8 protein-coding genes are annotated in these 12353 nt (G+C 58.9%); 3 read left to right on the forward strand and 5 right to left on the reverse strand.

Annotation, left to right across the window (positions count from 1 at the left end):
- Positions 1 to 149: 149 nt before the first annotated feature.
- The 4 genes from ATH90_RS08800 to ATH90_RS08815 form a co-directional block, all read right to left on the reverse strand.
- On the reverse strand, positions 150 to 554 hold the full coding sequence (locus ATH90_RS08800) for an Imm50 family immunity protein (protein WP_069022483.1): 405 nt from the start codon (positions 552 to 554) through the stop codon (positions 150 to 152).
- Complete coding sequence (locus tag ATH90_RS08805; RefSeq protein WP_098466095.1) at positions 551 to 5269, reverse strand: RHS repeat-associated core domain-containing protein; 4719 nt, start codon at positions 5267 to 5269, stop codon at positions 551 to 553. The genes ATH90_RS08800 and ATH90_RS08805 overlap by 4 nt, the downstream gene beginning before the upstream one ends.
- 198 nt (positions 5270 to 5467) lie before the next feature.
- The gene (locus tag ATH90_RS08810) at positions 5468 to 6949 is read right to left on the reverse strand and encodes a methyl-accepting chemotaxis protein (RefSeq protein ID WP_098466096.1); all 1482 of its coding nucleotides are present in this window, start codon (positions 6947 to 6949) and stop codon (positions 5468 to 5470) included.
- A gap of 96 nt (positions 6950 to 7045) precedes the next feature.
- Positions 7046 to 7852 (reverse strand): TatD family hydrolase, encoded by an 807-nt coding sequence (locus ATH90_RS08815; protein WP_098466097.1) that lies wholly within the window; start codon positions 7850 to 7852, stop codon positions 7046 to 7048.
- 237 nt (positions 7853 to 8089) lie between these two features.
- Here ATH90_RS08815 and ATH90_RS08820 point away from each other — a divergent pair, with 237 nt between their 5' ends.
- The 3 genes from ATH90_RS08820 to ATH90_RS08830 all read left to right on the forward strand — a co-directional run bounded on the left by ATH90_RS08820 (position 8090) and on the right by ATH90_RS08830 (position 10608).
- A complete protein-coding gene (locus tag ATH90_RS08820) occupies positions 8090 to 9511 on the forward strand; it encodes an MltF family protein (protein ID WP_098466098.1) in 1422 nt (473 codons plus the stop codon).
- 103 nt (positions 9512 to 9614) lie between these two features.
- Positions 9615 to 10049: a DoxX family protein gene (locus ATH90_RS08825; protein ID WP_012722970.1), complete on the forward strand. Its 435-nt coding sequence runs from the start codon at positions 9615 to 9617 to the stop codon at positions 10047 to 10049.
- A 250-nt stretch (positions 10050 to 10299) separates the two neighbouring features.
- Complete coding sequence (locus ATH90_RS08830) at positions 10300 to 10608, forward strand: hypothetical protein (protein ID WP_069022490.1); 309 nt, start codon at positions 10300 to 10302, stop codon at positions 10606 to 10608.
- A gap of 4 nt (positions 10609 to 10612) precedes the next feature.
- Here the strand turns inward: ATH90_RS08830 and ATH90_RS08835 are convergent, their stop codons facing one another.
- Positions 10613 to 12343 carry a Gldg family protein gene (locus ATH90_RS08835; RefSeq protein ID WP_098466099.1) on the reverse strand — a complete coding sequence of 577 codons (1731 nt, stop codon included), beginning with the start codon at positions 12341 to 12343 and terminating at the stop codon, positions 10613 to 10615.
- Positions 12344 to 12353 lie beyond the last annotated feature (10 nt).

The raw sequence follows: 12353 nt of genomic DNA on the forward strand, positions 1-12353 counted from the left end.
TGATGAATCCTCTGTCCGTTGAAACAACATGGAAAGAGTTTAGGTGGGGTTGGGTGGGGGGGCGAATTGGGGCTGGCTATGGGGGTCATAGAGCCCGTACCCAGTTCGATCAATGATTTTGCTATCACTGTCTAACAGAATTGGCATACCTAGCCACAAGCTGAATCTTGGTCGTTGATGTATACGGCTGGACCGCAGAGAGAAATATATTTGGCTTTTAATTCGATTACCGAAGACTTGGACGTTGCTTGCAACTCAAAATAGTTTTCGTGCTTAGTTATCACCATTTTTAACGTTTCTTTAGTCGGGATATTTTTGATTTTGACGTCGCTCAAGCCTCCGCAATCCAAGCCGATTCTGCATGTGTTAAACCCCTCTTTGATCCACTTTTCCGGAGGGGCGTCAGGTGTTTCAGAAATGTCAAAACCTAAACCTATATTGGGGCGGTCGTTGTCAATGGTCACGGAAAAAAGCGTTATTTCGCCTATCTCTACTGGGTAAGTGAATACCTTGTTGAAAAAAATAGTGTTTTCTAATTCGTTCCAATATTTCATTTTTTATCCTTGAAATAATAATGGTCTTTCGCGCCATCTAATTTTCCATTTCTCGGCCTGAATTTCGGTCGAAGATTGAAATGCGCTGCTTGATCACCCTTTCCGTCAGGTGTTGAAAATTTGTGACCAGCCCCATGATCCTGAATGAGAACCTTGGAGCCGTCCATCCGCGTGAATTCATACTCTCGAGTCATCACTGGCTTTCCTTGCGCATCTAGAATTTCGTTTCTCTGCTGATCTCTCATCGATACAAGTGAGTATTGCCTCATTGTTCCTAATCTAGGATCAACTACGGCATCGGGGTGTTGTACACGCGGTATTCCCGCATCGGCCTTCGCCTGTTTGAAAGCTCCATTCCTTGATACTTCCGGCGCGGAAGGTTCCGTAGGTTTGCCACATTCTGGCCTTTTCGTACCTTTGGGTGGGCAGTGGGCATTCAACCCGAGTGGATCAATCCATCCTGTCGGATTAGGCACGTACAGGTACGCATTGATCCCACCCGCCAACTTCACCGGGTCCGGCGTCAGGTAGCGACCAACATCCGGATTGTAGTAGCGATGGCGGTTGTAGTGCAGCCCGCTTTCTTGATCGAAATATTGGCCCTGGAAGCGCAGGGGGTTGTCGACTTTTCCTATGTCGAGACGGCTGATTTCGCCGTAAGCACGGTAATGCGCAGACCAGACGATCTCGCCATCCGGAGCGGTGAGTTCCTGTGGGGTGCCGAGGTGGTCGAGTTGGTAGTGGTAGGCCTTGGTTTCCTTTGGGCCGAAGCCTTCCAGCAGGACCAGCGGGCGGAAGGTGTTGGGTTCGTAGAGGTAGCTGCGGTGGCGGTTCGCGTGGTGTTCGGCGATGAGTGTGTCGCCTTGCCAGAAGAACTCGGTCGTAATGCCATCGACGGTTTTGCTGATTCGCCGCCCAAACGGGTCGTAGCGGTAGCTGGCGGTTTGGCCGTTGGGCGTCTTAATGCCAATCAGGCGATGCTGGCAGTCGTAGCGGTATTCGGTGACGAGGGTGTGGCCTTTGCCGCGTCGCTCACGGATCAGGTTGCCGTAGGCGTCGTAGTCGTAATGGTGGTCACCCTGGATCATCAGGCGATTGCCGGCGACGATATCGGGGCCGGGGCGGTTTTGCATGAGCAGGTTGCCGGCCGGGTCATGGCCGAAGCGTTCTTGCTCGTCTTGGGTGTGGTCGGCGCGGGTGAGGCGGCTGAGTGGGTCGTAGTGGTAGCGGTGTTCGCCTTTGCGGGTGTCGAGCAGGCGGGTGAGGTTGCTGGATTTGTCGTAGTCGTAATGACGGCGGTATAGCGGGCCTTCGGTGTCGTTGATGCTCTGGCTGAACAGGCGTCCCTGGTGGTCGTGTTGGTAGTGGCTGAGCAGTTGACCTTGTTGGCGTTGCTGTTCGCGACCGGCAGTAAAGAGGTGCGAGGTGAGTACTGCGCCGTTCAGTTCGACGGTGGCGAGGTGACCGCCTTTGTCGTGGTTGAAGGTGAGGCGGTTGTTGTCCGGCAGGCGCAGGTCATGAAGGTGGCCGCAAGCGTCGTAGCCGTAGCGCAGGGTGCCCCAGCCTTGGTGTTCGGCGGTGAGGCGATTTTGGACGTCGTATTCATAGACCAAAGCCCAGTGGCCGTCGTCGACGCTTAGGAGATTGCCTTGGCGGTCGTAGGCGTAATCAACCTTGTTACCGTCGGGCAGGGTTTTTCTTACGAGTCGACTGGCATGGTCGCGCTCATAGCGAGTAACCAGCCGACTGCCGTCATCACCGTGTTCAGTCTTTTCCTGCAGGTTGCCGTTGAGGTCGTAGACGTAAGCCGTACGCTGGCCGTCAAACCCGGTTTCCTGCTGGATCAGGCCATTAGGGTGGTAAGCGAGTTTGTAGGTCTCGCCGACTTCATTCTCGATCTCGGTCAGCAGCAGCCGAACGTTGTCGTAGCGGTACTTGACCTGGCTTCCATCGGCGTTGATGCGGCGGCTGATCAGGTGCAGGCCGTCGGCGTATTCGTAGCGGGTGACGTTCCCCAGTTCATCGCGTTCGGAAGTGATTTTTCCGTAAGCGTTGTAGCTGTATTCCCTGCACGCGCCGCCCGGTAGCACCACGCGGATCAACCGACCCACGCTGTCCCATTGATACTGGGTCAGCGCACCATGCTCATCCTCACGCGCAACTTGTCGTCCGAGATCGTCATAGCGATAACGCTTGATTCCACCATTGGGCAACTGCTCCTCAAGCAACTGCCCACGTTCATTCCACACCAGTCGCTGACAGCTATGGTCTGGATACCAAACCCCAACCAGCTGCCCGTATTTGTTGTAGCTGTAGTCAGTAGCGTTGCCGTCAGGATCGGTCCTACGCGTGACATCGCCCTGGTCATTCCGCTCGTATTTCCAGACTGCTTCACCACGCCGCACAACCCGTACGAACCCGTTGTCATGCTCGTAGGTCGTCGGCTCGTCATCTCCCGGAAACAACGCCACCAGGTGCCCGGCTTCGTCGTATTGATACGCCGTGATCGCACCGAGAGGATCCTGCTCAACCGTCAGCCGGCCTTTGTCATCGTAGGACTTGAAGTGCTCAGCCCCCTCCGGATCCACCCGCTGCACCAGCCGCGCCCGCTGGTCATGCACGTAGACTTCCTGGCTGCCGTCGGCGTTAAACACCGTGACCTGCCCGTTGTCATCCCAGGCATACCGCGTGTCCATCTGCGAGAAACTCGCCCAATGCCGGACACACCGCGCGGCCTTGCCAGCCCGTTCCCACTCCCAATAGAAACTCGCCCCACCGGCCAATCCACGCTCAAGAATCACGTGCTGAGCGTCGTACCGATAAACCTCGCTTTCACCGACCGCATTGGTTGCCGAAATCAGTCGCCCAGCGTCGTCATAGGCGTAGGAAACGACGGTATGCTCCGTCACCCATTCAAAAGGCTCAAGGTCTTTGGCCCGATGAATCTGGTAGTCCACCGCCACAATCCGGCCCGAGGCATAGCGCAAAAACAGCGAACGCCCCACGCCGTTATCCAGCCGCTCAATGCGCCCCAGAACATCCCGGCAAACGCGCAACCGGTTGTCATACGCATCGCTGATCGCCGTCAGCACACCGTCGCGAAAGTGGTAAAAACGTGACGACTGAGCCAGCACCAGTTCATCAGGCACAGTCCCCAAGTAGACCGCTGCTTCGGCCAGGCTATTGGTGATTGCAGGCCGAGAAACGGTGGGCAAGGGCAGGGTGGTCGAGCGGTTTTCATGGTCGGTCCACACCACCGAGTCGCCGGAAACACTCAGCCGATGCGCCAGCGAGTGACTCCAGCCAAACCCCAACCCGCAATCCACTTCCACTGCACTGGTGCGGTACAAGCGTGTCCACTCAAACGGCAGAATCCCGTCCAGGGCCCCATCGGTGAGGGTCAGCAGTTCCTCGCCCGTGACCATCGACACCGGGCAACCGTTTGTGGCGGTTTTGTCCGACGACGCAGCGGCATCCCCATTGGGGTTTCGAGCAGCTGCCGGCACGTCATCCACAGGCTCCTGGCGCACCAACACCGTCCGTTGCGTGGCCTTGTCCCGAACCAACGGCACCGGGTTGGAAACCACCTGATCCCCAACCTTCAAAGGCACATCTGGAATCACCCGGATCGGTATCGCCGCGCTGCCCAGCAACAACGGCTTGGCCGCTTCGACATGCGCTTCCAAGCGGGGCCCGACGAGCTGATCGGCCAGCATCTCCAGCCATCCACGCACGCGGCCGGATTTGATATGCCCCATCACTTGCACACCCAGACGAACGCGAACTCCCATGCCCCGCGTCGCCCAGATCAGAAACAGATTGATCAGCACCTCGCCGGTAATCTCGCCCAGCAATTCGTACATCTGCGGCGGTGGCAGCATGCGTATCCAGGCGACCATGGCCGACAGATAGATAAACAACAGCGGCTCATCGCTCAACACGAGCAGGCCATGGGCAATGGCGTCCTTGCCCAGTGTCAGCAGTTCGTCGAGTTCTGCCTGGGAGACGTACTGCAACAACTTCTGGCTATTGGTCTTGATATCCGCCAAGAGCTCGTACAGCTGGGCGAAGTTGTCCCAAAGGTTGTAGAGCGCCTTGGAAACGCCGGTTGAGAACGCCACGCCTTGCATCGCGCTGCGCTCGAAGGGTGTGGCGTTGGCGAAGTCATTCCATTGCGGCGTGAAGGTCTTCTTCCATTCATCACGCAGGCGGACTTCCAGATCAGCGATTACCGACTGATAAGACGCATACAGCGTTTTGATGTGATCCTTGGATACGTTGGGGTAGAAGGTGATCTGGTAGCGCTGATCACGGGTGCAGTCGTTGACTACAAGAATGCCGGTGGGGCCAATGATTCGATGGAGTGGCTCATTTATCGGACTGTCATCCGCAGCAATGGCTTGCAGCACCACCGGCGTATTGCCGATAGGCACGAACCGGGTGCTCTCGAACATATGCACCAGGGTCAACGAGCCCTGGGCCTTGCAGGTGGCAACCGTGCGGTTGGGTTTTTTGGACGAAGCGGGAGCAACGAGGGAAACGTCCTCTCCGACCTTGAACACCTGCTCCACTTCCAGTGCCGAAACGCTCCAGAAGCGTTCGGCCCACTCGTCAAAGGTGTTCAGGCAATTTCGGAAGTCACGGAAAACGCTGTTGACGTCCGGCCTCTGGCCATCCAAGGGCGACAGGACTAACTTGGCGATAACCGGAATCATGAGACGCACCCCTTGAGTGGGGCACGGATAGAGAAGTACATCGGCGGTCCCTCGCGCTGATTGGTCAGGCGAGAGACTTTGGAGAGGTTGGTAGGGAAAAGAAGTCGGCGCTATTCGCCGGCAAGGCTAGGACGTTTCGCCAAAGTCTCGGGCAAAACGAGGCTCCGTCGTAGGCAGGGGATTACAGGTTGGACAGTCCTACAGCTTCAACTGCCCAATCGCCTTGCTCAATTCCCCGGCCAGGGTGGCCAGTTCATTGCTGGTTGTCGCCGAGCCCACGGTCTGCTGCACGGTGTTCTCGGTTACATCACGAATGCTCACCACCGCGCGATTCATCTCTTCGGCGACGTGGCTTTGCTGTTCAGCGGCGACGGCGATCTGGGTGTTGCTTTCGCGCATCTGCGCCACGGCGCCGGTGATTTCGGCGAGGGCGGCCCCGGCCTCTTGGGCTTGTTGCACACAGTCGTCAGCCTTGAATGAGCTTTCCTGCATGAAGTCCACCGCATCACGGGTGCCCGCTTGCAGCGCGGAGACCATGCGGGTGATTTCGTCGGTGGAGCTTTGTACGCGCTTGGCCAGGTTGCGCACTTCGTCGGCAACCACGGCGAAACCACGGCCCATTTCCCCGGCGCGGGCGGCTTCGATGGCGGCGTTGAGGGCGAGCAGGTTGGTCTGTTCCGCGATGCTGTGGATCACGCTGACCACGCCGTTGATTTTCTGGCTGTCCTCGGCGAGTTTCTGGATCATTTCGGCGGTCTGTTGTACGCCCGTGGACAGGCCGGCAATCGAGCGCTGTACCCGCGTCACCACTTCCTGGCCGCTGCCGGCGAGGGTGTCGGCGGTCTGGGACAGGTCCCGTGTGGCGCTGGCGTGCTGGGCGATGTGGTAGACGGTGGCGGTCATCTCGTTGATGGCGGTGGCGGCCTGGTCGGTTTCGCTCTGCTGGCCGAGCATGCCGTGCTGCACGTCGTTCATGCTGCTGGCCAGACGCGCAGCACCATCATCGAGTTGCTTGGCGGTGCGCGCCACGGTGTTGACCACGCGCTGGTAACCCGCCTGCATGGCATTGAAGGCGCTGGCCATCTGGCCCACCTCATCCTTGCACGCCAACGGCACGCGGGCCGACAGGTCGCCGGTTTTTTCCACGTGCAGCATCACGTCCTTGAGGGTGTTGAGCTGGCTGAGCAGGAAGCGGATCAGCAATTGCGAAGCGCCAAGCATCGCCAGCATCAAGATCAAGACCGCCACCGCATAGTTGGCGAAGCGTTCGCCGAACACCTGGCTCAGGCTGGGCGCATAGGCGAGCACAGCGACAGAGTGCCCGTCGGTGCGAGCGATGACTTCAGCGCCCATCAATGGGTTCTCGCCGAACAACGGCATGTGATTGAGTTCGACCCAGCCAAGGGCGCTGCCCAGGGCTGACAGGTCCTGACCAGCCAGTTGTGGGGCTTGGCCGCGCTTGAACGTCAGCCAGTGTTCGCCCTTGGGCAGCGCTTCGCCAGCGGGCCAGGCGCCGAGCAAGTGCGCCTGTGCCTGCGCCGAGGCCCGCGAGGCGTCGCTGCGGGCCTGTTGTTCAAGCTGCACGGCGTAGAGCACCAACAGCAGGGTGGTGATGAAGGCGACCGCGTTGACGGCCCAGAATTTGTACTTCAGCGAGATGTTGCTAAGCCAGGCACCCATGGAAGGTTTTCTCTGATAGCGGAAACAGCATTGGCAAGGTGCCATTATTGTGCCGCTATCCCGGAAACCGGTTTTGACATGGGTCAATGCGCCGCATCAATCCACGTCGGGCAGCCCAAAAAAGCGGCGGGCGCAGTCAGTGCTGTGCTGGGCCAGGTCTTCCATGCTTTCGTTGCGATGCAGGGCGACTTCGCGCAGCACTTGCGGCAGATACGCGGGTTCGTTGCGGCCATTTTTTGGCTTGGGCCGCAGGGTCCGTGGCAGCAGGTAGGGAGCGTCGCTTTCCAGCATCAGACGGCCAAGGGGAATCTCCCTGACCAGGGGGTGCAGGTGCGTCCCACGGCGTTCGTCGCAGATCCAGCCGGTGATACCGATGTGCAAGTCTAGGTCGAGGTAGCTGAATAACGCCGCTTGTTCGCCGGTGAAGCAATGCACCACCGCGGCGCTGAGGTGATCGCGGTAGTCCCTGAGGATGTCCAGCAAGCGTTGGTTGGCGTCACGTTCGTGGAGGAACACCGGCAGTTTCAGCTCGACGGCCAATGCCAGGTGCTCTTCCAGGACTTTTTCCTGCTGTGGGCGCGGTGAAAAATCCCGGTTGAAATCCAGCCCGCATTCACCCACTGCGCGTACGCGGCTGTCGTTGAGCAACGCGCGCAAACGCTGTGCGCTGTCGCTGTTCCAGTCGCTGGCGGAATGGGGGTGGATGCCGGCGGTGCTGAACAGGCGCTGGCCGGTTTCATCCAGTTTTACGCACAGTTCCAGGGCCTGTTCGCTGCCCTCGACACTCGTGCCGGTGAGTACCAATTGCTGCACGCCAGCGGCATAGGCACGCTCGAGCACAGCCTGGTGCTTCTCGTCGAAACTGGGGTTGGTCAGGTTGACGCCGATATCAATGAGTTGCATGGTGCTATCTCCGCCTGCGGCCGGAAAGCATATCAGAGCTGTAGATTTATAAGAAAAACGAAGAACTACAAAGAGTTATAGCTGTCTTTGAACGTCGCAAGTGACATTGTGGTTGGCCGTACGCCTTGCCCGGTGCCACCGTTGCACGCCTTGCCAGCGCATAAAGCGCTCTGTTTCTGATCCCCACCGCCTCGTTTTTCGCGAGGGCGTTGGCCAGTATTCTTTTCCGGAGAGCGGATGATCCGACCCTCGGCGTTGCTTATGTTGTGCCTGGCGTTGCTGCTGCCCATGGCGGCGGTTGCACGTCTGGACGGGCCGCTGGAAGTGACCAAGCCCGGCAAGGTCCGCGACTTGGCGCAGATTCGTTCCAGCCGCACTCTGCGTGTCTTGGTCAACCAGAGCCGTAACAGTTCCGGTGAAGTGCAAGGCCAGGCCATTGGTGTCGAATACCATCGCTTGCGCGCCTTCGAGCAATACCTCAATGGCCACGCCCGAGATGGCCGGGATATCAACCTCAAGATCATTCCCAAGGCCAAGGACCAGTTGCTCGGCGCGCTGGCCCGTGGCGAAGGTGACCTGGTGGCGCCCGGTGAGCTGCTCGATGTCAAGGCGGCGCACAAGATCAGCACCAGCGACCCGATTGCCAGCGATGTTCCCTTGTGGCTCGTGGGGGTGAAGGGCGAACGACGGTTTACCAAGTTGGAGCAACTGTCCGGTCGCACCTTGGCGCTGACCACCGGCAGTGCGGCGGCGGATGCGATTAGCCAGGTCAACCAGAAGCTCGCCCTGCACAAGCAGCCACCCATCAAGGTGGAATGGGTCGATCCAACCCTGGCCGTGGAGGACGTGCTGGAAATGGTCCAGGCTGGCATTTTCCACCTGACCATCGTCGAGAAACCGATTGCCGAACGCTGGTCGAAGATCCTGCCCAAGTTACGTTTCGACAAGCAGGTAGCGATCAGCGCGCCGGGCGACGAGTACTGGTTTGTGCGCCAGGATGCGTCGATGTTGCGGGCCAGTATTGATCGGTTCCTCAAGACCTATCGAACGCCGTCTGACCAGGATGTGGCGTTCCAGCGTATCTACCGTCGCCTCTATCAAGTGCGTAACCCTCTGGCCCGCGTTGACCGCCAGCGCCTGGAGAAACTGCGCCCGGTCTTGCAAAAGCACGCCCGCGAGCAGGGCATGGACTGGCTCAACCTTGCGGCACTCGCCTTCAAGGAGTCGGCGCTTGACCCTGGCGCACGCAACAGCGGCGGCCCCACTGGCTTGATGCAGATCACGCCCTCGGCCGCGCAGCGAGTGGGGGTCAACAATATCGAGAATCTTGACAGTAATGTGCAGGCCGGTGCGCGTTACCTGGCGATGATCCGCCGCAAGTTCTTTGCCAGCCCCAAGCTCAATGAACGCGAGCGCATGGCCTTTGTGCTGGCCGCCTACAACATGGGGCCGGAGCGCGTGCAGGGTATGCGCACCGAAGCCAAGCGCCGAGGGCTGAACCCCAATCAGTGGTTTTTCCAGGTTGAACGCATTGCCATGGAGCAAGTAGGGATGGGCGGCGTCAGCTATGTTAATAGCGTGAATAAGTACTACTTGGCGTTCGATCGGGAGCGTGAGTCCCTGGAGCCGCCAGCGCCGAAAATCGCCTCACGGAAGTAATCGATTTTATCGATATTGATCAGGCATTTTTTCGGCTTTTATCATTGCTTAAACTGATTAATATAGCGGCCAACAAACCCCTACTTTGAAAAGGATTATCACCATGAGCCCACTGATCAAAAGCATCCTGTCCACCCGCGCCGGTTACGGCCTGACCCTCCTGCGCATCGTTGTCGGCATCATCTTCGCCGCCCACGGTTCGCAAAAACTCTTCGGCTGGTTTGGCGGCTACGGCCTGGCGGGCACTGCCCAGTGGATGGAAAGCATTGGCCTGGCACCGGGTACCCTGATGGCGCTGCTGTCGGGTGGCACCGAGTTCTTCGCTGGCCTGGCGCTGATCATCGGCCTGCTGGCTCGCCCTGCAGCATTGGGCCTGACCATCCTGTCGCTGGTGGCGATCTTCTCGGTGCATATCCATAACGGCCTGTTCATGGCCAACAACGGTTATGAGTTCGCGCTGGCCTTGCTCGGCGGCTCCCTGGCGGTGTTGCTGGAAGGCGCTGGCAAACTGTCAGCGGACCGCGCCATCGCCCACTGATTCGTCTGCCAGACCTCGAACAGGCCCGCCACGCGCGGGCCTTTTCGTTGCTCGGGATTCTTGACACCGCCCCACCGGCTTCTCTAGGATGCCGCTCATGCGCCGATTTAAACAGCTAATTGCGGGGCGCCATGGGTGATCGTTCTCGGTCCCGACAGAAGCATGCTCCATGCTTCGAAATTCCGCTAAAGCGCTGGTTCGGTGTTGCCTCTCACCTGCCCGCAGACTTTTGAGGCAGAGACACGACACGATGAATGCACCAAGCCCCCTGATACGCCTGGCCCCGATCACCGCGGACCTCACTCAACGCAATCCGAAAATTCTCCTGGGTGGCAAGCACCAGCCGACGCTGTTGCGTTACCTGGATGGCTGGCCGCGCCGGACTGGCCGACCCTCGGCATTCCTCATCCAGTTTGTTGAAGATGGCGATTCCCTTGCGCGTTTTGCCAGCGACAGCTTTGATCTCGCCGTTATCCAGGCCCCCAGCGCCAGCGATGCCGATGAGGTCATCCGCCATTTGACCCGCATTGCCCGACAAGGGTTGATCGCCCGTCGCTGAACGTTCAGTGAATCAGGCTGTTAGCGTGCAGGCGACGACGGTGCTGGCCGAGAAAGATCAGCCAGGCGACCAAGCATAATGCCAGCGGTATCGCCAAGGTCACCCACAGCTTTATGGCCAGTACCAGACGACGCAACGGGGCATGGGCTTCCCGTTGCAAGGCATGCAGCTCCATGGGAAGGCGCAGGCGTTCCTTGTTGAGTGCTTGTAGCTGGGTGGTGGTGTCCACGGCCTGTGTGCCAAGGCCGGTTGTCCAGGGGCTCAGCCGTTGCCATTCCAACTCCGTCCGGTGCAGGCGCCGCTCCAGTTCACTGGCCTTCAAGCGATAGGCCTGGTTTGCGACGTTGCGCATGCCCTCCAGCACCGTCGGTGTTCGTTGCGGCGCCCCGCGCGAGCGAATAGCGGCAAGTGTGTCGGGGGCGGACAGGTTATCCAGCGTGTTCAGGACAAACAGCGCGTTGCTGTCCGGTGCCGGGCTGCTGACCTTGTCTGTCAGCATGTCAGTGTCCGCAATCACCACGACATGGATCTGCGCCGCCGTCTGCAGGCCAGGCGGCTGGCCCTTGATGCCATCGGGGAACACCGAATAGCTCGGCCCTTCGATACGCGCCGCGACGACATGGCGTCGCGCCTGGTTCGACGCCTCCTCCATCAATGCATCGAACGTGTTTGCACCGGTAAAGCTGTTCGGTTCCAGCAGCACGGCTTGCTCGGAACTTTGCAGAAGGGGAATGAAGGTCGTGCGACTTTTGTTCAGCCCTGAGAGTGCACCGCTACTCGATACGGTTACCCCGTTGAGGTTCCATGTGCTGATGTCGTTTGTGTTCATCGCCTGGCGGGGCAGGTTCAACCTGACTTGGTGGAGGGCCCCCGGCGCGTCCCAGGGCGTGTAGCGGTAGTCGACCAACCGCTTGTCCGCAGGCATCTGCAGACCCCAGGCCGCAAGCAAATCGTCCAGCCGTGGGTTGGCAGGCGGCGCGTTCGAGGCTTGCTCGGTCAAGGGGTCGATAAACATCATCACCCTGCCGCCCCTCAATACAAATTGCTCAATCCCGTACAGGGTTCGCTCAGGCAACGCCTGTGGGTGCACAACCATGAGTGTTCGAATATGCCCGGGCACCTGCGCAGCCGTCGGCTCAAGATTGACCACATCGAATTCTCGCCGCAGTTCCTGCAGCAGCCGGCCTGCGGATTCCTCGATGGCCAGCCCCGACAACAAGGCAATAGTCGGGCGCTTGGGGTGCTGCAACTTATAGAGCAGATGGCTGATTTCATACTCGACCAAGGGCTCCCGGTCGAGACTGAAGGATCCGATCCGCCGTACACCATGGCCGGCGCGGGTGCCGATAAGGCCGAGAAACCCAGCGTTGTCGTCGAGTCCGGAGAGTCGTGCTTTGTAGGCATCTTCCGAGAATGGGGAAGGTTCAATAATGTGCAGGTTGATCATGCCCTTGGCGTGTTGTTCGTATTCCTTGAGCCGATCTTCAATACGCTTGCTGTAGCGTTTCACGGCGTAGTGTCTTTTGGGGGCGTTGTTCGAATTGAAATAATACAAGTCCACCGGCTCTTCCAGCGTGGCAATAAATTGCTCTACGGGCGGCGACAGGGTGTGCGTTTTCGATTGAGAAACATCCCACCGAACATCAGGAAGTTTACCTACCCAAACCAGGTTGAACGCCAGGAACAGCAGCAGAATGACAGTAAGTGTCATACCGGTACGCAGAGTGGACCGCATTAAGGTGTTA

Origin of the sequence: Pseudomonas lurida (assembly GCF_002563895.1) — a bacterium.
Classification (GTDB): Bacteria; Pseudomonadota; Gammaproteobacteria; order Pseudomonadales; family Pseudomonadaceae; genus Aquipseudomonas; species Aquipseudomonas lurida.